General features: G+C 71.3%; 19 protein-coding genes. 8 read left to right on the forward strand and 11 right to left on the reverse strand.

Features of this window, described 5'->3' with window-relative positions; all coding sequences use genetic code 11:
* Nucleotides 1–3: 3 nt before the first annotated feature.
* Nucleotides 4–1,020, reverse strand: coding sequence for a hypothetical protein (locus AB0H84_RS16660; RefSeq protein WP_357604115.1), 1,017 nt, complete (start codon nt 1,018–1,020; stop codon nt 4–6).
* Between the two features lie 76 nt (nt 1,021–1,096).
* On the opposite strand from AB0H84_RS16660, the gene AB0H84_RS16665 reads away from it, so the two are divergent.
* Both AB0H84_RS16665 and AB0H84_RS16670 read left to right on the forward strand, forming a co-directional pair.
* Nucleotides 1,097–1,624 carry a SigE family RNA polymerase sigma factor gene (locus AB0H84_RS16665; protein ID WP_357604117.1) on the forward strand — a complete coding sequence of 176 codons (528 nt, stop codon included), beginning with the start codon at nt 1,097–1,099 and terminating at the stop codon, nt 1,622–1,624.
* Nucleotides 1,621–2,772: a hypothetical protein gene (locus AB0H84_RS16670; RefSeq protein WP_357604119.1), complete on the forward strand. Its 1,152-nt coding sequence runs from the start codon at nt 1,621–1,623 to the stop codon at nt 2,770–2,772. The genes AB0H84_RS16665 and AB0H84_RS16670 overlap by 4 nt, the downstream gene beginning before the upstream one ends.
* On the opposite strand, the gene AB0H84_RS16675 is transcribed toward AB0H84_RS16670, so the two are convergent.
* On the reverse strand, nt 2,769–4,037 hold the full coding sequence (locus AB0H84_RS16675; RefSeq protein WP_357604120.1) for an MATE family efflux transporter: 1,269 nt from the start codon (nt 4,035–4,037) through the stop codon (nt 2,769–2,771). The two genes, AB0H84_RS16670 and AB0H84_RS16675, sit on opposite strands and share 4 nt — an antisense overlap.
* An 87-nt stretch (nt 4,038–4,124) precedes the next feature.
* Between AB0H84_RS16675 and AB0H84_RS16680 the strand changes: the two genes are divergently transcribed.
* On the forward strand, nt 4,125–5,093 hold the full coding sequence (locus tag AB0H84_RS16680; RefSeq protein ID WP_357604122.1) for an aldo/keto reductase: 969 nt from the start codon (nt 4,125–4,127) through the stop codon (nt 5,091–5,093).
* Nucleotides 5,094–5,202: 109 nt separating this feature from the next.
* Here the strand turns inward: AB0H84_RS16680 and thpR are convergent, their stop codons facing one another.
* The 4 genes from thpR to AB0H84_RS16700 form a co-directional block, all read right to left on the reverse strand.
* The gene (gene thpR / locus AB0H84_RS16685; RefSeq protein WP_357604124.1) at nt 5,203–5,760 is read right to left on the reverse strand and encodes an RNA 2',3'-cyclic phosphodiesterase; all 558 of its coding nucleotides are present in this window, start codon (nt 5,758–5,760) and stop codon (nt 5,203–5,205) included.
* A gap of 99 nt (nt 5,761–5,859) precedes the next feature.
* Entirely contained in the window at nt 5,860–7,086 is a 1,227-nt protein-coding gene (locus AB0H84_RS16690; RefSeq protein WP_357604126.1) for an MFS transporter, read from the reverse strand.
* 23 nt (nt 7,087–7,109) lie between these two features.
* Complete coding sequence (locus AB0H84_RS16695; protein WP_357604128.1) at nt 7,110–7,562, reverse strand: MarR family transcriptional regulator; 453 nt, start codon at nt 7,560–7,562, stop codon at nt 7,110–7,112.
* Between the two features lie 130 nt (nt 7,563–7,692).
* Entirely contained in the window at nt 7,693–9,063 is a 1,371-nt protein-coding gene (locus AB0H84_RS16700) for an NCS2 family permease (protein ID WP_357604130.1), read from the reverse strand.
* Nucleotides 9,064–9,218: 155 nt separating this feature from the next.
* On the opposite strand from AB0H84_RS16700, the gene AB0H84_RS16705 reads away from it, so the two are divergent.
* Nucleotides 9,219–9,428 (forward strand): DUF2530 domain-containing protein, encoded by a 210-nt coding sequence (locus tag AB0H84_RS16705; RefSeq protein ID WP_357604132.1) that lies wholly within the window; start codon nt 9,219–9,221, stop codon nt 9,426–9,428.
* Between the two features lie 8 nt (nt 9,429–9,436).
* On the opposite strand, the gene AB0H84_RS16710 is transcribed toward AB0H84_RS16705, so the two are convergent.
* Both AB0H84_RS16710 and AB0H84_RS16715 read right to left on the reverse strand, forming a co-directional pair.
* On the reverse strand, nt 9,437–12,481 hold the full coding sequence (locus tag AB0H84_RS16710) for a hypothetical protein (RefSeq protein ID WP_357604134.1): 3,045 nt from the start codon (nt 12,479–12,481) through the stop codon (nt 9,437–9,439).
* A gap of 57 nt (nt 12,482–12,538) precedes the next feature.
* Entirely contained in the window at nt 12,539–13,342 is an 804-nt protein-coding gene (locus AB0H84_RS16715) for a DUF3027 domain-containing protein (RefSeq protein ID WP_357604136.1), read from the reverse strand.
* A 125-nt stretch (nt 13,343–13,467) separates the two neighbouring features.
* Between AB0H84_RS16715 and AB0H84_RS16720 the strand changes: the two genes are divergently transcribed.
* On the forward strand, nt 13,468–14,979 hold the full coding sequence (locus AB0H84_RS16720) for an MFS transporter (protein WP_357604137.1): 1,512 nt from the start codon (nt 13,468–13,470) through the stop codon (nt 14,977–14,979).
* 18 nt (nt 14,980–14,997) lie between these two features.
* On the opposite strand, the gene AB0H84_RS16725 is transcribed toward AB0H84_RS16720, so the two are convergent.
* Nucleotides 14,998–15,393, reverse strand: coding sequence for a cold-shock protein (locus AB0H84_RS16725; RefSeq protein WP_357604139.1), 396 nt, complete (start codon nt 15,391–15,393; stop codon nt 14,998–15,000).
* 89 nt (nt 15,394–15,482) lie between these two features.
* On the reverse strand, nt 15,483–16,103 hold the full coding sequence (locus tag AB0H84_RS16730; RefSeq protein ID WP_357604141.1) for an HAD hydrolase-like protein: 621 nt from the start codon (nt 16,101–16,103) through the stop codon (nt 15,483–15,485).
* Between the two features lie 116 nt (nt 16,104–16,219).
* Between AB0H84_RS16730 and AB0H84_RS16735 the strand changes: the two genes are divergently transcribed.
* The gene (locus tag AB0H84_RS16735; protein WP_357604143.1) at nt 16,220–16,615 is read left to right on the forward strand and encodes a hypothetical protein; all 396 of its coding nucleotides are present in this window, start codon (nt 16,220–16,222) and stop codon (nt 16,613–16,615) included.
* Between the two features lie 58 nt (nt 16,616–16,673).
* A complete protein-coding gene (locus AB0H84_RS16740; protein WP_357604144.1) occupies nt 16,674–17,291 on the forward strand; it encodes a helix-turn-helix domain-containing protein in 618 nt (205 codons plus the stop codon).
* Here AB0H84_RS16740 and AB0H84_RS16745 read toward each other — a convergent pair.
* Complete coding sequence (locus AB0H84_RS16745; RefSeq protein ID WP_357604146.1) at nt 17,284–18,225, reverse strand: hypothetical protein; 942 nt, start codon at nt 18,223–18,225, stop codon at nt 17,284–17,286. The two genes, AB0H84_RS16740 and AB0H84_RS16745, sit on opposite strands and share 8 nt — an antisense overlap.
* Nucleotides 18,226–18,270: 45 nt before the next feature.
* On the opposite strand from AB0H84_RS16745, the gene AB0H84_RS16750 reads away from it, so the two are divergent.
* Entirely contained in the window at nt 18,271–20,613 is a 2,343-nt protein-coding gene (locus AB0H84_RS16750; RefSeq protein WP_357604148.1) for a helicase C-terminal domain-containing protein, read from the forward strand.
* Nucleotides 20,614–20,648 lie beyond the last annotated feature (35 nt).

Below are 20,648 nucleotides of genomic sequence, written 5' to 3' on the forward strand. Positions count from 1 at the left end.
CTGTCACCGGGTGCGGCGGGCGATGAAGGTGATGGTGCCCAGGGCGGCCACGGCGGCGGCGAGCCAGATCAGGATGTTCTTGGCCGTTAAGCCGGTCCCTGCCGCACGGGCCTGGCCGGTGCTCGCGGCCGCATGGGTGGCGGGGGTCCGGGTCTTCGTGGGAGTGGGCGCGGGAGTGGCTGCCGTGCCGGCCGGGAAGGGGACGCGGTAGACCGGGCTGCGGGGACCCTCCGACCCTGTGAGGAGGGCCTTGCCGTCGGCCGTGTACGCGATCGACTCGGCCTGCTTCAGCTCCGGCATCGACACCCTGGTGATCATTTTCCCTGAGGGCTCGTAGAGGGTGGCGGAGAAGTACGTGCGGATGACGTACGAGGAGCCGTCGGGGGCGTAGGCGGCGTCCGTGGCCATGAGAGGGGCAACGGCCACCTTGCGCAGGACGTTCGTCCTGTCGGTACGGAGCTTCTTCGGCGCGGCGTAGACCGACCCCGCGAACTCCTTGGACACCACGTAGAGCCGGCCCGTCCGAGGGTTGATCATGATGCCCTCGGCGTTGCGGCCGCCGTCGGCGTAGCGGAAGCGGTAGCGGGTGGCGGGCAGCGTGGCGTCCTGGAGGGTCTGCGGCTCCATCACCCGGTAGATGGAGACGTCCGGCCACGCCCCGTCGAGGTTGTCACCGATGTCGGCGAACCAGAGCACGCCCTGCCCCGTCGCCGGGTCCTTGGTCGCGGCCATGGCCTCCCAGTCCCTGGCCTGGGCGCCGCGTACCTGGAAGGTGGCCTTCGTCCGGCCCTTGCCGTCCACGGCGTAGAAGGTGGGGGCGGCGGAGCTGTCGTTGTGCGTGTAGTAGACGCCCTCGTGGGTCGGCGAGACGGCCAGGCCGCTCGACTCCGTGATCCGGCGGTCCTTGAAGGTGAACAGCTGCTGGCCCCCGTCGTCCGCCGCCGCCTGGGCAGGAACGGCCAGCAGCACGCAGGCCGCCGCCACAACAGCCCCCATCGCCCGGAAAACGACATCCCCCACTCGGACATCATGCCCCACGGGCCGGCTTCCAACGCCGCCGCTCCCGTGCGCGTTGATAGCGGGTGGAAGGAGGGGCATGGACCCATATGAGGGCTTCAGGGAGTTCGTCCGGGGGCGTCAGCACGCACTGATGCGTACCGCGTACCTGCTCACTGGCGACGCCCCGCAGGCCGAGGACCTGCTGCAGACCGTTCTGATGCGTACCGCCAGGCACTGGAGGAAGCTGGCGCGCGACGGCAATCCGGAGGCGTACGTACGCAGGGGGCTCGTCAACGAGCACATCTCCTGGCGGCGGCGCAGGCGGGCCACCGAGACGCTCACCGCGCACCCCCCGGAGACCGAGCCCGGGGCCGACCCGCGGGACGAGAGCCTGCACCGCATGGCGCTGCAGCGGGCCCTCATGCGCCTGACACCACGGCAGCGGGCGGTACTGGTGCTGCGGTACTACGAGGACCGCAGCATCGACGAGACCGCCGACCTGCTCGGCTGCTCGCCCGGCACGGTCAAGAGCCAGACCAACCACGCGCTCGGCCGTTTACGCGCCCTCGCACCCGAGTTGGCCGAACTGCTCCACGACGTCGATCCCGAGGAGGCCCACCGATGACCCGGTTCCGTGACGAGCTCCGGCTGATCGCCGCCCAGGCGCCCGAGGTCGACCTGGCCGAGCGGGCCGTGCGGGGCGCGCGCAGGAAGAAGGCGGCGACGTTCGGCTCGGCGGTGGCATCGCTGGTCGCGACGGCGCTCACGGCCACCGTCCTGATCACCGCCCCGGGCGGCGCCACGATGAGCGGCAAGATCGCGGACGTGCTGCCCGCCTCCGGCGTGGACCCGGCCGCGTACGCGTACTACGACTTCTGCGGCCGGCGGTGGGACCCCCGGAAGAACACCCGGACCTTCGACAAGGAATGCGCCCAGTGGCGGCTGGTGACCAGCACAGGCGAGAGCTTCCGGATGCCCGAGGCACTGAGCGTGTACACCGAGCAGACTCCCGGCAACTACATGAACACCGGCGGACCTGTGCAGATCTCCTCGGACAGGAAGCGGGTGGCGTACTACAGCGAGAAGGACCAGAGGTTCGCGGTCCGGGACCTGGCCGACGGCCGGATCTGGCTCACCCCGCAGACCGTCACGCGGGAGACGATGGTGAAGAACGGGATGATGCTGGTGCTCTCCCCTGACGGGCGTTTCCTCGGCCTGGCCAGACAGACGAGCTCCGTGGTGGACATGGAGAGCGGCCAGGTGACCGAGATCCCCGAGGGTTGGCACGTACAACGGATCGGCAACGGCGGGAGCCCGGTCGTGGTCAGCGACGACAAGGATCGGCTGGGGATATTCGACGGCGGGAAGGTGACGCCGCTGGGCAAGTCCGCGCAGGAGGTCAGCGAATTGTCCGCGGACGGGCGCACGCTGGCCTACCTCGACGGCAAAGAGTTCAAGGACCACTTCATGACCCATGACTTCGACACGATTGTCACACTCGATGTCACCACCGGCGAGATCCTTTCCAAGGCCAAGTTCACCGACGCCTCGAAGAAGCTCCGTGGCCTGCGAATCGGCGGCTGGCAGAGCCCCACGGAAGTGATGATCAGCGCCGTGGCGGACAGCGGCTCCTGGGGGGAGGGCAAGGAGGACGGCGTACCTACGCTGGGCCAGGTCACGTACGCGCTCGACGTCAACACCGGCCAGGTTCGTAAGCTCGCCGAGTACACGTACAAGGCATGGTCGGGCAGCCTCTCCCTTCCCGGGTTCTAGCCGACGAGGACCCGCCCCACCTTGGCGCTGTGGCGGTGGAAACCGGTGCCCTGGAGCACCACCAGCAGCCCGTTGGCCGCCGCCATGGCCGTCCACAGGCCCGTGATCCCCCAGGTCCTGGCCACGGGTACGGCGGCCACGACCAGCAGCCCGTACCCGATGGAGAAATAGCCCATGCTCGACGCGGACCGCTTGAGCGCGGTGAGCCCGAAGCCCTGCACCGCCTGGGCCCCGTCGAGCATCGACGACAGCAGCATCAGCGGCAGCAGCGAGAGCACGCGCTCGCGCACCGCGGCGTCGTCGCTGAACAGCGCCAGCAGCCGATCCCCGAACCCGAGCAGCAGCCCGGCGCCGACCAGCGTCCCCGTCACGGCGAGCAGGGCCGCGGTCCGGCTGACCCGCCGTACCTGCGCGGTGTCGGAGGCGCGGGCCATGTCCGGCACCGCCGCCTGGGCGATGGAGAGCGAGGCCAGCATGATGAAGCCGGTGAGCGTGGTCAGCACCGCGTGGGCGGCGGTGTCGCGCGTGCTCGTGGTGCTCGCGGCGAAGGTGACGACCCCGAGCACGCCGAACTTGATCAGCACGGTCCCGGCCAGCGGGATGCTGACCTTCGCCAGGCGGGCGATCTCGCCGAACCTGGGCCTGGCCTGCCCGACGGGCCGCCCGAGCGCGCGCCGCAGGTTGTAGGTGGCCGTGGCGGCCGCCGCCGTACCGGAGATCACCCAGGCCAGGCCCACCCCGGTCAGCCCCAGCGACGGCACCAGCGCGACGGTGAGCACGCTCAGCACCCCGCCGAAGACCAGGGTCGGCCAGAGCACGCTACGGCTCCGCCCGAGAGCGACCAGGATGGTGCTCGCTCCGCCGGTGGAGGCGAAGACGAGGAGATACGCCGCCAGGAAGTACGGCAGCAGGCCCATCTCGGCCACCACCTCGCCGGGCACCCCCGTGGACCTGGCGAGCAGCGGCACGCAGATCACCGCGACCGCGCCGAGCAGGCCGGTGGCCAGGCTGAGCCAGCGCGCGTCCCGCACGATCGGCACGGCCGCCGCCGGGTCGTCCCGGTAGGGGGCGACGAACGGCCCGAGCCCGCGCAGCGCACCCTGGACCGCGGACGTGGCGGGATTGAGCACGGCGGTCACGACGGCGAACGCGGCGAGGGTGACGGTGTCATGCTTGCCCAGCACCGAGGTGACCACCAGCGAGCCGGCCATGCCCGCGATCATCGCGAGGAAGAGCGGCACTGCGGTGCGGACTAAAGCGATCACGAAGCGCGGGTTTCCCTCGGCGCTCCAGTCGAGATCATGGACCTAGTGTATGGCCTGGAGTGCGCTCCAGGTCCTTAGGGTTGAGTCATGGACTACGTCAATCTCGGACGCAGCGGACTCCAGGTGAGCCCGCTCTGCCTCGGCACCATGAACTTCGGCCCGCAGACCACGGAGGAGGACTCCTTCGCGATCATGGACAGGGCCCTCGATCTGGGGATCAACTTCTTCGACACGGCCAACGTCTACGGATGGAAGCTGGGCGAGGGCATCACGGAGCAGATCATCGGCCGGTGGTTCGCGCAGGGCGGCGGGCGCCGGGAGAAGACGGTCATCGCGACCAAGCTCAACGGCAGGATGAGCGACTGGCCCAACGACCAGAAGCTGTCCGCGCTCAACATCCGCAAGGCCTGCGACGCCTCGCTCAAGCGCCTGCAGACCGACTACATCGACATCTACCAGGCGCACCACGTCGACCGGGACACTCCGTTCGAGGAGTTCTGGGAGGCGATGGAGATCCTGCGCCAGCAGGGCAAGATCATCTACGTCGGCTCGTCGAACTTCGCCGGCTGGCACATCGCCAAGGCCCAGGAGTCGGCCGCCAGGCGCAACTTCAACGGCCTCATCAGCGAGCAGTCCCACTACAACCTGCTCACCCGCACGGTCGAGCTGGAGGTGCTGCCCGCCTGTGAGGACTACGGCCTCGGCGTGATCCCGTGGAGCCCGCTGGCCGGCGGCCTGCTCGGCGGCGTGCTCCGCAAGATGGACAAGGGCCGCTCGGCCGCCGACCACATGGTCAAGGAGCTCGAGAAGCACCGCGACAAGATCGAGCAGTACGAGAAGCTCTGCGACGAGCTGGGCGAGGAGCCGGCGTACGTGGCCCTGGCCTGGCTGCTCAAGCAGCGGGCGGTCACCGCGCCGATCATCGGCCCGCGCACCCTGGAGCAGCTCGAGGGCAGCCTGCGCACCCTGGAGATCGACCTCGACGAGGCCACCCTGGCCCGGCTCGACGAGATCTTCCCGGGCCACAAGACGGCCCCTGAGGACTACGCCTGGTAGATCAGGCCTGGTAAATCAGGTCAGCAGCGCGCCGAGCACGACGATGAGCAGCAGCAGGCCGAGCACGACGGGCAGCAGCCACGGGCGAGGACGATCCACGCCCTGGAGCCTAGCCCCGCTCGACGGGTGCCAGAGCCCATTCGGCGAGTGACTCGTACCTCACCTGGGGCCCGGTGTGACTGCGGACGAGATGGACGTGCTCCGCCCGCCACGGCGAGCCGCTGAACCCGGAGAGCGACTCCACCAGCGGGCGGAGGTCCGTCTCCGTCTTGGTCCGGGCGAGCGTCAGGTGCGGGTGGAACCGCTTCTCATCGGTCTGTACGGCTCCCGCCCGCCGCGCCCCCGCCTTGACCGAGTCGGCCAGCCTGGTCATGGAGTCGCCGGTGACGCCGACCCAGAAGACCCTGGCCCGGCGTACGGACGAGAAGGCCCCGAAGCCCTCGAAGGCCAGGTCGAGCACGCTGTAGCGGCGCACGGCGCGGGCCAGGCGCACCTCCAGCTCGGGCAGCATGTGCTCGGGCACCTCGCCGAAGAAGCCCAGCGTGATGTGCCAGGTGGCCCGGTCCGGCCAGCGCAGCCCCGGCACCTGCCCGACGTGCGGGGCGATGGCGTGCGAGATCTCGTCCAGCACCCTGTCGGGCGGCACCAGCGCGGCGAAGAGCCTCATACCACCCGATTGTCCCACCTCGGGCTCGGGCGGCTCAGGCGACGGGCTCAGGCGACGGGCTAACGCGCCTCAGGCGACAGTCGCTCAGGCGACAGTCGCTCAGGCGACGGCGAGCACCGGCTGCCTGGCGACCCTGGCGCTGATCAGCCTCGTCATCAGCACCGCCAGCCCGGTGCCGACCAGGACCAGCACGCCGGAGAGGATCACGCCCGTGCGCGGACCCCCCAGCTCGGACAGCCACCCGATCAGCGGCGCGCCCAGCGGAGCCCCGCCGGTGAACACGAGCATGTAGATCCCCATGACGCGCCCCCGCATCTCCGGCGACGTGGCGATCTGGACGCTGGCGTTCGCGGCCGTGTTGATGGTGATCAGCGCGATCCCGGTCGGGATCAGCAGCAGCAGGTAGACGGGGTAGAACGGGGCCAGCCCGGTGGCGATCTGGAAGAGCCCGAACCCGAGCGCCCCCGCCATCAGCACCTTGCGCGTCAACCGCGCCCGCCGCGCCGCGAGCAGCGCGCCGCCGAGCGCACCCACCGCGAACATGCTGGAGGCCAGCCCGAACGAGGACGCTCCCGCGCCGAACTCCTGGCGGGCCATCAGCGCGATCGACATCGAGAACGACTGCGAGAACATCGACACGAACCCGATCAGCAGCACCGGCATGAGCAGCTCTTCGCGCTGGATCACGTAGCGGAGCCCCTCGCGGAGCTGGCCCTTGGCCCGGGGCACGGGCGCGGCGGGGTTCAGCTCGGACTTCCGCATGAAGATCAGGCTCGAGATCACCGCCCCGAACGTCAGCGCGTTGATCAGGAAGATGGGCCCCGTGCCGCCGAGCACGTAGATCAGCACACCGGCCAGCGCCGGGCCGACCACGCGGGCGAGGTTGAAGATCGAGCTGTTCAGGGCGATCGCGTTGGGCAGGTCCTGCCGGCCGACCATCTCGACCACGAACGCCTGCCGCGTCGGAACCTCGACGCAGGAGATCATGCCGAGCAGGAACGCCATCACGTACACGTGCCAGACCTGGGCGGCGCCCGTCATGGTCAGCACGCCGATGGTGAGGGCCAGCGTGGCCATCAGCGACTGGGCGGCGATCAGGATGGGCCGCTTGGTGTAGCGGTCGGCGAGCACGCCGCCGAACATCCCGAACAGCAGCATCGGCAGGAACTGCAGCGCGGTCGCCGTGCCGAGCGCCGCCGCGCTCCCGTGGGTCAGATCGAGCACCAGCCAGTCCTGGGCGGTGCGCTGCAGCCAGGTGCCGACGTTGGAGACGATGCCCCCGGCTGCGAACATGCGATAGTTACGAACCTTGAGCGACCGGAACATCCCGGTCTTGGGTTCTTCAGGCTCTATATCCTGCTGAGCTTCTCCAGGATCGGAGCCGCCTGCCTGAGGATCGTCCGCTCCTCCGGCGTGAGCTCCTTCAGCCGCTGCGTCAGCCACGCCTCCTTGCGGCGCCGCTCCTCCTTCAGCAGCTTCTGGGCGGCCTCGGTCACGCTCACGGTCACCTGCCGCCGGTCGCTCGGATGCGGGGAGCGTGACACCAGGCCACGCTCCTCGAGCGCGGCGATCACGCGGGTCATCGAGGGCGGCTGTACCTTCTCGAGCTCGGCCAATTCGCCGGGGGTTATCCCGGAATGCCGTTCCACTGCGGCGAGCGTCGCGAACTGCGTGGGAGTCAGCGAGTGGGCTGCCGCCTGTCGTCGTAGGCGCCTGGTCAGCCTTGCCAAGGAGACGCGCAGGGCTGAAGCCAGGCCTGCGTCGCTGCGCAGGTCTGTCTTGTGCTGGGTGTTGGTTAGCATGTGTCATTACCTTTGCTAACTATACGGCATCTCAAGATATTTCCCCAATCAGGTGTTCAGGGGCCCTGCCTTCTTGGTACCTCGAAGCCGCCCCGCACGCGCAGGCGCAGGGCGGCCTCTTCCCACGTACTCAGATTCCGAACAGCGCTCGGATCGGCCCGATCGCGAAGTAAAGCACGAACAGCAGCGTGACCACCCACATCAGCGGGTGGACCTCGCGGGTCTTGCCCCGCACCGCCTTGATCAGCACGTAGCTGATGAAGCCGGCGCCGATGCCGTTGGAGATCGAGTAGGTGAACGGGATGACGACGATCGTGAGGAACGCCGGGATGGAGATCTCGTAGTCGTTCCAGTCGATGTCGCGGATCGCGGTCATCATCAGGAAGCCGACGACGACCAGCGCGGGCGTGGCGGCCTCGTACGGGACCACCGTGACGAGCGGCGCGAAGAAGATCGCCACGAGGAAGAGCAGCCCGGTGACCACGCTGGCCAGGCCGGTGCGCGCGCCCTCGCCGACGCCGGCGGCCGACTCGATGTAGGTGGTGTTGGAGGAGACGGAGCCCGCGCCGCCGGCCGCCGCGCCGATCGAGTCGACGAGCAGGATCTCCCTGGTACGCGGCAGCGTCCCGTCCTCCTGCACCAGGCCCGCCTGGCGGCCGACGCCCACGATGGTGCCCATCGTGTCGAAGAAGTCCGTGATGAGCAGCGTGAAGACGAACAGCACGGCCAGCAGCACAGACACCCGGCTGAACGCGCCGAACGGGTCGAACTCCGTGAACAGCGTGAGCGGGTTGTGGAAGCCGAAGATCTCCTTGGGGAGGGTGGGGACGTTCAGCTGCCAGCCGCCGGGGTTCTCGGGCGAGGACGCGCCGGACTTGGTGAGCTGCTCCACGATGATCGCCAGCACGGTGGTGCCGACGATGCCGATCAGGATGGCGCCCTTGACCTTACGCGCGACCAGCACCGCCGTGGCGAGCAGCCCGACCAGGAAGACGAAGACCGGCCACGAGGTCAGGCTGCCCCCGATGCCCATCTCCAGCGGCGGTCCGGCCGGCACCCGCCGCACGAAGCCGGCGTCCACGAACCCGATCAGCGCGATGAACAGGCCGATGCCGACGCTGATGGCGGTCTTGAGCTGGGCCGGGATGGCGTGGAAGACCGCCGTCCTGAGCCCTGTCAGCACCAGGATGGCGATGATGACGCCTTCGAGGAAGACCAGGCCCATGGCCTCCTCCCAGGTCATCACCTTGGCGATGTTGAAGGTGACGAAGGCGTTCAGCCCCAGCCCGGCCGCCATCGCGAAGGGCACCCTGCCGACGACGCCCATGAGGATCGTCAGCACGCCCGCCACGAAAGCCGTCCCGGCGGCGACCAGCGCCACGTTGGGCGTCGTGCCGTCGCCGATGACCTGCTTCTGCACGTCGGTGCCATTGGCAATGATGATGGGGTTCAGCACCACGATGTAGGCCATGGTGAAGAAGGTGGCCAGGCCACCTCGCACCTCTCGGGAGACTGTTGACCCTCTTGCGGTGATTGCGAAGAAACGATCTATTGCGTTACGAGTGTCACTCACGACGCGAAGAGTGACAGTCGCGGTGACCTGCGAAAAGAGTCAGTAATGAGATCGAGACCCGATTGGAAGCTAGGCTGGACAACGTGAAGCAGCAGTGGCATCCCGATCCGGAGCCCATCAAGACCAACGACACCGCCGCCGTCGCCGTGGGCACCGGGCTCTGGGCCGTCGCGCTGGTCGTCCTGCTGATCTTCCGTCCCGCCCCGGAGCACACGTGGTGGATCTGGACGTGCCTGACCGGGGTCGGGTTCGGATTCTTCGGCATGTGGTTCGTACGGCGCCCGCGCCGCTGACGCGGCGGTCAGGACAGGTCGGCCTCCGCGAGCAGGAGCGGCACCGACTCGGGATCACGCAGCAGCGCCGCCACGGCGAGGCGGTCGTTCCACTGGCCGGTGGCCCAGGCCAGGCCGCGGGCGAGCCCGTCGAGCCCCGTGCAGTGCACCGCGCCCTCGAAGAAGCGCCACGTGCACTCCACCCCGTCCACCAGCAGCTTCTCGTGCTCCACGTACGTGGCCGGCGCCGTCGGCAGCAGGGCCGTCACCTCGGCGGGAACGGGACGCACCTGCCCCTGTGAGGTGACCTCCCCCGACGTCAGCTCCCCGGCGAGCGGCAGGTCGAGCAGCTCCGACAGGGCCTCCGCCAGATCGTACGGCGCCAGCACCAGCGGCCGGTCGGCCACGAGCTGCAGCAGGTCGGGCGCCTCCACCACCACGGCGTCGTCCGCGGCGGCCACCACGATCGAGCCTCTGAGCACGGCACGCACCTGGGACGGCGGCGCCACGCGAGAGGGATCGACGGCGGCCAGCGCGATCCACAGGGCGCGCAGCTGCGCCCGGTCCACCTCGATCGAGGCGTCGGCCATCAGGTCAAGGAGCTCCTCGGGCCCGCCGTGCGAGGCCAGCAGCTCGGGCAGCGTCGTACGGACGCCGAGCATGGACAGGGCCGCCTCGTCGAGCCCCGCGGGCGCGTCTTCGTACAGGCCCTGGAGCAGCGGGTCGGCCCCGGGGAGCCGCAGCTCCTGCGGCTTGCGCCCGCCCAGCACCGGGTGGTTGGCCAGCCACCACGCCGTGTAGGACGGCACCTCCACCCCGGCCACCCGCACCGGGTGGAGCGCGGCACGCAGCGGCGGGCGGGCCAGCAGCTCCAGGGCGGCCGGCCAGTCGGCCACCAGCTCCAGGTCGCGCACCGCCACGAACTCCGGCACCAGCGGCGGCACGCCCAGCTCGGGCAGCAGGTCAAGCACGTGGTCGAGCCAGTCGGCCTCGCCGTCGAGGTCGTGGTCGCAGTCGTCGGGGTCGAGCAGCACGTCGGCCTCGTGCACCACCGCGAACCCGTCGAGCACGCCCGCGGCCGCGAGCACCCGCGCGCCGTACTCCGCCTCCAGCTCGGAGGCGGCCACGCCGAGATGCGTGTCGGGCTCCAGGAGCCCGGCCAGAGCCCCGTCGGCCAGCATGAGCTCCCCGGCCGGGTAGAGCTCGCCGTCGGCGCCGCGCAGCGCCAGCTCGGCCAGCCAGGGCGCCTCCCCCGGCGCCAGCGCCGACGCCTCCACCAGCGACAGCACGGCCCGCGCCACCGGCTCGGGGTCGGGACTGTCGAGCGACTGCGCCACGGCGGCCTTGGTCAGCGGGTCTTCGAGGATCGTGCGCGGCGTGGCCTCGGCCGCCCCCAGCCTGAGCAGGGCGGGATGGGCCGCCTCGGGGTGCACGATACGCAGCCCCAGCGGCGTGAGGTCCAGCTCCGCGCCGCCGTCGGTGAGGATCAGCGTGCCGCGCGGGCCGCGCACCAGCCGGCCGTCGGTCAGCGGCACCGGCAGGGCGCCCAGCGACTCGGGGTCGTCGGCGGGCAGCACCGCGTAGAGCGAGCGCCACCACGACGGCTCGCGCGCCTCGACGGCCTCGCCCGACAGCAGATCCACCACGTCGGCCAGCTCGACCCTGCGCACGCCCAGCGCTGCCATGGCCGGGTGCCTGGCGGGCCACCCGGCGGGCAGCAGGCCGGGCACGAAGTCGGCGACCGCCGCGAGCAGCTCGGCCGAGGCCGACGGCACCACGGCCGCCTCACGGCCGGCGACCACCCAGCCGTCGCCGTCGGGCTCGCGCGCGGGGTGCTCGACCTGCCACTCGGCGTCGGGCTCGTAGACCTCGGCGTCGGCGAAGGACGGCGTCTGCACGGCCGGCGCGGGCGCGGACAGCGCGGGCAGCAGCGGCGTCGAGGGCAGCCTGGCCAGCACGGCGCGGCGGATCCTGGCGTCCAGCTCGCCCTTGCCCATCAGGGACGGGACCAGGTCGAGCAGCTTGGGCGTGCGCGGCAGCTCACCGAGCAGCCGCACGTAGGCGTCGGCCACCCGCTCGACCAGGAAGTCGGCCAGCGGGCCCTTGGCGAAGTGGCGCCGGTCGGTGGCCATCGGGAACGACGCGATCAGCAGCGCGGGCAGGTCGAGCGGCTCGTCGCTGGGCGTGGGCGCGTGCACCACGGGCGGCACCGTGGCGGGCAGCGGCCCCGGCTCGCCGGTGCCGGTGACGGGGACCGCCCAGCGCAGCGACCAGTAGGGGCGGGCGCGCTCCTCGGTGGGCCGGTCGGCGAAGAGCCGGCTCACCTCCTCCGGCGTGAACTCGCCCGACTCCGACACGACGTGCCAGCCGTCGGCGACCACGGTACGTACGGACCCGTCGAGCTCGATCTCGATGGCCTCCAGCGCCGGCATGCCGAGCAGCAGCGCCGGGCTGGTCTCGTCGAGCATGCGGCGGACCGCGTCGACGCAGGCCCGGTCGCGCAGCGGCAGGCGTACGAGCGTGTCGAACCCCTCGGGCACGTCGAGCGGCGGTGCGTCGAACGGCAGCCTGAGCAGCGGGACGTGCCCCGAGCGGTCGGCCAGCTCGCCCGCGAGCGCGGGGATCTCCGACACGGCCGCCGCGGTGTCGGCACGCGACCAGCGTACCCCGCCGCTCCCGCGCGAGCCGATGGACGGCTCGTCGCAGACCGACACCACCGCCGCGAACCCGACCCCGAACCGCCCGGCGGCGCCGAACTCGTCGCGCTTGCCGGAGACGCGCAGCGTCGACAGGCCCTCCACGCCGGTGGCGTCGAGCGGGGCGCCGGTGTTGGCGGCCGTCAGCACGTCGCCGTCGAGCGTCAACCGCAGCACCCCGGGCACGCCCGCGCGCAGGGCCGCGTCGGCGGCGTTCTGGGCGAGCTCGACGATCAGCCGGTCGCGGTAGCCGCCGAGCGCGAAGTCCTCTTCCGCGTTGGCGTCTTCGCGGAACCGGGCGGGCGAGGCCGTCCACGCGGAGAGGACGGCGGCTCGCATCCGGTCAGTGCCGTAGGTGCCAGAGATGTCGGACGTCATCGATCACGATCCTGATAGAGAGGTAGAGGCCAGGCGGTAGGCTAGCGGCCTTCGCGATCAGGAATGGCCGAGTTCTTCGGAGGCGGATTCGTCGACCGAGCCCGCCGCCTCCTCCTCCATCAGGTCGTAGCCCAGGTCGTCGAGGATGGGAATGGCCTGCTCGACGGGCGGCGGCATCATGGCGGCCTCGGAATGGGCGCCGCATCCGTGGTCGGCGGCGACGACCTTGCCGTCGTCCGGCGCGTACTCATTGGCGCAGACCCCGAACATATGCCGCAAGCCACCCGTGAGCATCCAGTAGAAGCCGCAGGTAGAGCACTGCGCGGGAGCGGCGTGTGCGATCGGCGTGTGCGGCCCGTGCTCGCCCGAGTGCCAGCGCCTGGCCGCCCGGTCCTTGCCGATGGCCGAGAGCACACGGGCCCGGCCCAGGCCGTACTCGAAAACCGCCTGATGCTCTGCCTCGTCGTCGGTCTCGGTGAAACCCGGCGTGAGCCTGTCATCGTCCTCGGGCGTCGGCAGCAGGTCGCCCACGCCGAGGTCGCCGGGGCGCAGCCGCTCGCTCCACGGCAGCCACTCGGGCGCGAGCAGCGCTCCGGTGCCCGGCAGCAGGACGGCCTCGCTGACCGTGACCTTCTTGGCCCGCGAGGCGCGCGTGACCGTGACGGCCCAGCGCCAGCCGCGATAGGCCTTGTCGAGACAGGCGAAGTAGTGGGTGACGATCCGGTCGCCTTCGCTCTCGAAGCCGAGGTGCTCGCCGGGCTCCCCCGGACGCGCGAGCTCCTCCGCCGCGGCACGCGCCAGATCGACCGCGGCGACACAGGCCTGGTCGGGAGCGGAGACGCGGGCCCTGGTGCGGCTCATCGGGCAGCCTCCGCCGAAAGGTGCTGTTCGCTCACACTTCATTCTCACCCATGGGCGGACCTGAGACGCCCACAACAGAGGTTCCTGCTCCGAGATCGCGGACGAATCGGGTAAGACTGGTAGTCGTGGAGGGCGGCTGGGGCCGGGCACGGGAGATCTCGCGGCGGGTGGCGCGCGGCGTCGCCGACGCGGGACGCGCGACCGCGCGCGCGAGCCGGGCCACGGCCGGCGGCACGGCCAGGGCGAGCAGGGCCACGGCACGAGGTGCGCGAAAAGTCGGCAAGGCGACGCGGCGCCTCACGTACGCCAACGGCGCGGACCGCACCGGGCTCGGCCGCCTGATCGAGCTGTCGGCGGGCAACAGCGCGGGCGACGCGCTGGTCACGGTGGCGCTGGCGAGCACGGTCTTCTTCGGCGTGCCCGTGGGCGAGGCCCGCGGCTCGGTGGCGCTCTACCTGGTCATCACGATGCTGCCCTTCGGGCTGCTGGCGCCGTTCGTGGGGCCGATACTCGACAGGTTCAGGTCGGGGCGGCGGTACGTGATGGCGGGCACGCTGTTCGGGCGGGGGCTGCTCTGCTTCGCGATGGCCGCCGCGGTGGGGCCGGGCGACCTGCCGACGCTCTTCATCGGGGCGCTGGGCGTGCTGGTGCTGTCGAAGGCGTACAACGTGTCGCGGGCGGCGATCATGCCGAGCGTCCTGCCCGCCGACATCACGCTGGTGTCGGCGAACGCGCGGGTGGCGCTGTTCACGTTGGTCTCCGCGGGCGTCGCGGTGCCGATCGGCGCGGGGCTGACCGCGTGGCTGGGCAGCGCGATGGTGCTGCGCGTCGCGATGGTGGCCTTCCTGCTGCTCGGAGTCGCCGCCGTACGCCTGCCGCGCCACGTCGACTCGCCCGACCTGGAGGAAGAGGGCGCGGCGCCCCGGTGGCGCACCCTGCTCAAAGTGGGCCCCGCGGTCGCCGAGGCCGTCTGGGCGAACGTGGCGCTCCGGGTCTTCTCCGGCTTCCTGCTGTTCTTCCTGCTCTTCCTGGTGCAGGACAAGGCGGTGCCGTGGCTGGCCGCGGGGACGCGGGACCCGTTCTTCGACATCACGAAGACGATCGCGCTGCTGGCGGCCGCGGCCGGGCTGGGCGGCCTGGTCGGCGCCGCCGTGGCCAACTGGACGCGCAACCACGCGCCGCAGCTGATCGTGCTGGTCACGCTCGCCGTGACCGTCGTGACCGCCATCGGGACCGCGATCTTCTTCGGCCTGTGGACCGCGCTGGCCATCTCGCTGATCACCGCCTTCGCGCAGGAGCTGGGCAAGCTCGCGCTCGACGCGATCGTGCAGCGGGAGATCGGCGAGGAGGTGCGCTCCTCCACCTTCGGCGTGGTCGAGGCGATGCTCCAGCTCGCCTGGGTGTTCGGCGGCCTGGTCGGGCTGGTGCTGTCGCTCTCCCAGAGCAGCCTGGCCGGGCTGGTCACGCTGGCCGTCGCACTGACGGCCGCGCTCGGCTGGCTGCTGATCGCCAGGAGGCAGCGCGTGCGCGCGACCGACGCCAAGCTCCGCAGGGAACGGGCCGAGGCCGGCGAGCGCGACCTTCAGCGCGCCGACACCCTCGACCCGACCAAACCCCTCACCAACCCCAACGGCTGAGCGTCCCGGCCCGCCGCGTCAGGCGTCGAGGTCGTCGGCGACGGCCCTGAGCACCTGCGCGATCTTCTTGGCGTGCGCCGCGTCCGGGTGCTTGCCGCGCTGGTAGGAGGTGGAGACGCCGTCGAGCAGCTTGATCAGGTCTTCGACGATGACGACCATCTCGTCCGGCTTCTTGCGCTTGCCCTTGGGCTTGGCCTTGGCCAGGGTCGGCGGCTGCTCCAGGATCCTGACCGACAGCGCCTGCTGGCCGCGACGCCCCTCGGCCACCCCGAACTCGACCTTCTGACCGGGCTTGAGCGGCCCCGCACCGGTGGGCAGCGCGGATGAATGCACGAAGACCTCACCGCCGTCGTCGCGGGTGAGGAAGCCGAATCCCTTGTCGGCGTCGTACCACTTGACCTTGCCACTCGGCACAGGAGGACCTCGTTCAAACAGTCGAAAAGATGGATGGATGTAGGTTATGCCCCTGAGCGCGCCAGGGCGACCGGGTAAATCCCGAACAATTACCGGAGTTCATCATGCTTGCGCCAACCGGCGAACCAGGCGGCGAATTCGGTCAGGTCGGCCAGCGCCACATCTGTTCCATGCTCACGCAGCTCTCCCACCGTGTAAGGGCCGGTCGCGACTGTCACGCTCACGGCGCCGCCCGCACGTGCCGCCTCGATGTCCGCGACATGGTCACCAACATAAGCCGCCGCGCCGAAGCGCGCGAGAGCCGAACCCTTGGCGGCACCGAAAACCGAGCCGACCACTTCGTCCACGGCGAGGCCGAGAACCTTGACCGTGCCGATGGCGTCCCGCAGGTTCTTGCCGGTCACCACGATCACCCGGCCGCCACCGGCGCGTACGGCCTCGATCGCGTCGTGCGCGCCCGCCATGGCCGTGTGCACCGGGACCCCCATTTCCGGATATATCTCCCTATAGAGGTCGGCGGCCGCCGCGATCTCCTCAGCGGGCAGCCAGTTGGCCAGCTCCATCTCCAGTGGCGGCCCCAGCCTGCTCACCACCGCCGCGGAGTCAATGGCCACGCCCAAACGCACGGACAGCTCGTCGTAAACGGCGGCGATCCCCGCTCGTGTGTCCGCCAATGTCATGTCGAGGTCGAATCCCACCGAAGTCGTCACATGTGCAGGATGCCAAACGTCACCCAAGCCCACGTAACGGCGGTCCCCTACTGACAGCCTTGTCGCGGGACCGTAAGAATGCGATGAAAGGAATTACTTATCGGAGAGGAGCGGCTGTGACCGACACCCCCAAGCCGCCGCACGCCGGAGACCGGCTCGTCGCCTCCTCCGCCCCGCCGCGCCCGCACCGGCCCGCCAGACCGGCCCGTCCGGCGGCGACGGCCTGGCACCGGACCGTGTCGGCCCTCGCCTACCTGGTCAAGGTGGCCTCCAGGGTGGCCGCGCTGGTCATGGTGCTGTACGCGGTGTTCACGGTGTTCAAGGCCAACCCCGCCAACGTCTGGTACCAGTTCGTGGAGTCGCTCGCCGCATCGCTCTCCCTGGGCCTGGCCAACCTGTTCGAGCTCGCCGACCCGCGCTGGACGACGCTGGTCAACTGCGGCCTCGCCGCGGTCGTCTGGCTGATCATCGGCTCCGCCGTCGCGGGCCTGATCCGGCGCGCCGCTCCATGAGCCCGCTGGACGCATCCGCCGTTAGGACTACCCTCAACCTGGAGGTACCAGGATAAATATGACCAGATCAACCCGTGAGCGGATCATCGATGAGGCCCTGCGACTGTTCGCCGAGCGGGGCTACTCCGCCACTTCCGTGGCGGAGATCGAGGCCGCCTCAGGGCTGTCCCCCGGCGCCGGAGGGCTCTACCGGCACTTCAAGTCCAAGTACGAGGTGCTGGCCGCGGCGATCAACGAGCACGCCAGCCGTACCAGGAGCCAGGTGGCGGAGAGCCTGGCCGAGCTGAGCGCCATGGAAGCGTCGGTGGACCTGGAGGAGCGGCTGTCCCACGTGTGCCGCGCCGGGCTGGCCAAGGTGCGCGAGGAGTCCGAGCTGACCCGGGTGTTCTTCCGCGACCTGAGCCAGTTCCCCGAACTGGTCACCGTGGTGCGGGAGGGGCTGCTGCAGCCCATGTTCGACGCGATCGTGACCTGGTTCAGGGCGCAGCCCGAGTACAGGGAGGTCGAGCTCGACTGGACGGGCATCTCGGCGGTGCTCGGCGGCTCCGTGGTGCACTACCGCCTGTTCCAGGAGACCGTGGGCGAGCTGCCGGGGCACGCCGACAAGGAGCAGTTCGTCGCCGCCTGGGTACGCCTGGCGGTCGGTCTCCTTCCGAGCCCCGCGCCGGTCAGCTGACGTCGAGCAGCCGGTAGGCCAGCCACACCACGCCCAGCCCGGTCCCGATCATGAACATCGTGCCGCTGACGTCGTAGAACTGCGTGAAGAACGCCTGCAGCCCCGGCTCGCTCCCCACCCGCAGGCCCCCGACGAGCACGCCGCCCACCGAGTAGCCGAGCAGCGGCGCGCCGATCCCGAGGAGCTTGTCGCCCACCTTCCAGCTCTCGCTGAACAGCACCATCACCGCGCCGACCGCCCACACCAGCACGGGGATCTCAAAGATCGCCACCGGCGGAAGGTCGAACGGCAGCAGCAGCGCCGCCAGCACCAGGATGACCATCGCGGCGGTCTCGCGGGAGTGCTCCTTGACGATGGTCCTGGCGTCCCTGCCGCCGGTCGCCATCGGGTTTGCGCTCGACTCCGCAGCTGGAAGTCCGCTGCGAAAGGGCATGGCCAGGCGGCGCAGCCCCGCGAACGGCAGCCCGCGGCCCGGCCGCCCGCCGAGGCTCTCCTGAGCGATCCTCCGGTACGCCCGCACGCCCGCAGGCACGTCACCGTCGTCCACGATCGTGGGGAACCGCCTCGTGGCCCCCGCGTCCTGGCCGGGAAGCGGCCCCGCACCCGGAGGCTGCTCCTGCCGGGCTCCCGTGGCCGTCGTGGACGCACTGTGAGCCGCGGTCCCAGAGGTTCCCGCCGCCGCGTCGCGCTTCGTGGGCACGCCCGCCTCGGCCAGCCGGCGAGCCTCGCGCTCGACCAGGGCCGCCGGGTCGCCGAACCTGGCCAGCACCTTCGCCACCTCGCGGGCGTTCTGGCTGCCGCGCCGCTCGACCTCGATCCTGGCCCGCAGCCGCTTGGCGAAGTCGAGCCGCTGATCGGCCCTGAGCACGCCGTGGGCGGCGTCCGCCGCCTTGGAGACGTAGTTCAGCACGAGCTGGTCCGCGCGCTCTATCACGTCTAGCCATGCTGCCCCAATCAGGTGGGACATACCATGGCAACGATGGAGTTCACGGAGTGGATCAGGGGGCGCACGGACGAACAGCTACGGGCGCTCGTCTCAGCGCGGCCCGAGCTGATCACTCCGGTGCCCGCGCATCTGGAAGGGCTGGCGTCGCGGGCAGGCAGCCCGTCGGCGATCGGCAGGGTGCTCGACCGGCTCGACCGTTTCACGCTCGCCGTCGTGGAGACGCTGGCCGTGCAGGACGGGCCGGTGTCCGCGGAACGGCTGCGCGAGCTCGTGAGCGCGGCCGTGAGCGATGATCGACCAGGCACGGACGCCGAGACAGCGCTGTCGGCGGCGCTCGACAGGCTGCGTGACCTGGCGCTGGTCTACGGGTCCGACGACGCGCTCGACCTGGGCCCCGGCGTGCGCAAGGTGCTCGAGGACCCGGCCGGGCTCGGGCCGCGGGCGGTCGACGCGTTCCGGCACCACGCGCCGGAGCAGCTCGACGAGATGGCCGACGACATCGCGCCGGGCACACAGGGCTCGGGCAAGGAACGGCTGGCGGCCGCGCTGGCCGAGCCCGCCGCGCTCATCGAGTCCGTCTCCCCCGAGGCCAGGGGCGCGCTCGACCAGCTCGCCTGGGGCCCGCCCACCGGCCGCGTGCCCAACGCCAGGCGCGAGGTACGCGTGGCGTCGGCGCGTTCGCCCATCGAGGAGCTGCTGGCCAGGGGGCTGCTGGCGGCCACGGGCGAGGAGAGCGTGACGCTGCCCCGCGAAGTGGGGCTCCACCTGCGTGGCGGCCGGGTGCACCGCGGCCTGCTGGCCGTTCCGCCGCCGCTCGAAGGGGCCACGCGGGACAAGGACCTGGCCGATCGCACGGCGGCGGGGCAGGCGTTCTCGTTCGTCCGGTCGGTCGAGGAGCTCTGCGACCGGTGGAGCGTCGATCCGCCGGGCGTGCTGCGTACCGGCGGCCTCGGCGTGCGCGACATGAAGCGCACGGCCGGCGAGCTGGACCTGCCCGAGTGGGTGGCGGCGCTGGTGGTCGAGGTCGCGTACGCGGCCGGGCTGATCGCGGCCGGCGGCGGCGTGGACGGCGAGTGGCTGCCGACCTCCGGCTACGACCTGTGGCGGGTCAGGGCGACCGCCGACCGGTGGGTCGCGCTCGCGTCCACGTGGCTGCACATGGACCGCGTGCCGGGCCTGGTCGGTGAGCGGGACGAGCGTGACAGGCCGCTCAACGCCCTGCACACCGACCTGCGCCGCGCCTCCGCCCCCGGGGTCAGGGCCGCCACGCTGGGCGTGCTGGCCGCCGCTCCGGGCCTCGCGCCCTCGCGTGACTCCGTGCTCGAACGGCTGGCGTGGGAGCAGCCGCGCCGCAAGGGGCCGCTGCGGGAGCGGCTCATCGAGTTCGCCCTGCGGGAGGCCGAGCAGGTGGGCGTGACCGGGCTGGGCGCGCTGTCGACGCACGGGCGGGCGCTGCTCGACGGCGGCGAACCGGCGGAGGTGCTGGCGCCGCTGCTGCCCGAGCCCGTCGATCACGTGCTGCTCCAGGCCGACCTCACCGCCGTCGCGCCCGGGCCGCTCACGAGCGAGCTCAACCGCTGGATGACGCTCACCGCCGACGTGGAGTCGAAGGGCGGCGCGACGGTCTACCGGTTCAGCGAAGGCTCGATCCGGCGGGCGCTCGACGCCGGGCACGGGGGCGAGGAGCTGGTGTCGATGCTGGCCCGCCACTCGGCCACGCCGGTGCCGCAGGCGCTGTCGTACCTGGTGACCGACGTGGCCAGGCGCCACGGCCGCATCCGCGTGGGCACCGCCAGCGCGTACATCCGCTGCGACGACCCCGCGCTGCTCGACCAGATCACCGCCGACCGGCGCTCCGCCGCGCTGCGGCTGCGCCGGCTGGCCCCCACCGTCATCGCCTCCCGCTCCTCCAGGGCGGCGCTGGTCGACTCGCTGCGTGCCATGGGGTACGCGCCCGTGGCCGAGTCGCTCGACGGCGACGTGATCATCTCTCAGCTCGACAGCCGCCGTACCGAGGGGCCCGCGCCGGTCCGTACCGTCTCCTCCGGCAACGGCCTGGACCCCGAGGTGGCGGTGGCCGCCGTACGCGCGATGCGGGCCGGCGACGCGGCGCACCTGGCGCGGCGCGAGCCCGTGGAGGCGCCGGGCGGCCAGGTGCCGCGCGGGCCCGCGACGGCCACCATCTCGGCGCTGCAGGAGGCGATCAAGCAGGGCGTCCGGGTGTGGATCGGCTACCTCGACTCGCAGGGCAACGCCACCTCGCGCATCCTGGAGCCGGCCCGGATGGAGGGCGGCTACCTGACGGCCTACGACGAGACCCGGGCCGCCGTGCATCGCTTCGCCCTCCACCGCATCACCGGCGTCGCCGGCCTCTGACCCCCACCTCCCAGCGCCGCATCCGGCCCCGCTGC

Source organism: Nonomuraea sp. NPDC050786 (genome assembly GCF_040654115.1).
Taxonomy (GTDB): Bacteria; Actinomycetota; Actinomycetes; order Streptosporangiales; family Streptosporangiaceae; genus Nonomuraea.

Coding starts and splice junctions, on each gene's coding strand:
- AB0H84_RS16665 (WP_357604117.1), top strand. CDS start 1,097: ATGGACCCATATGAGGGCTTCAGGGAGTTCGTCCGGGGGCGTCAGCAC.
- AB0H84_RS16670 (WP_357604119.1), top strand. CDS start 1,621: ATGACCCGGTTCCGTGACGAGCTCCGGCTGATCGCCGCCCAGGCGCCC.
- AB0H84_RS16680 (WP_357604122.1), top strand. CDS start 4,125: ATGGACTACGTCAATCTCGGACGCAGCGGACTCCAGGTGAGCCCGCTC.
- thpR (WP_357604124.1), bottom strand. CDS start 5,760: ATGAGGCTCTTCGCCGCGCTGGTGCCGCCCGACAGGGTGCTGGACGAG.
- AB0H84_RS16690 (WP_357604126.1), bottom strand. CDS start 7,086: ATGTTCCGGTCGCTCAAGGTTCGTAACTATCGCATGTTCGCAGCCGGG.
- AB0H84_RS16695 (WP_357604128.1), bottom strand. CDS start 7,562: ATGCTAACCAACACCCAGCACAAGACAGACCTGCGCAGCGACGCAGGC.
- AB0H84_RS16710 (WP_357604134.1), bottom strand. CDS start 12,481: ATGACGTCCGACATCTCTGGCACCTACGGCACTGACCGGATGCGAGCC.
- AB0H84_RS16715 (WP_357604136.1), bottom strand. CDS start 13,342: ATGAGCCGCACCAGGGCCCGCGTCTCCGCTCCCGACCAGGCCTGTGTC.
- AB0H84_RS16740 (WP_357604144.1), top strand. CDS start 16,674: ATGACCAGATCAACCCGTGAGCGGATCATCGATGAGGCCCTGCGACTG.
- AB0H84_RS16750 (WP_357604148.1), top strand. CDS start 18,271: ATGGAGTTCACGGAGTGGATCAGGGGGCGCACGGACGAACAGCTACGG.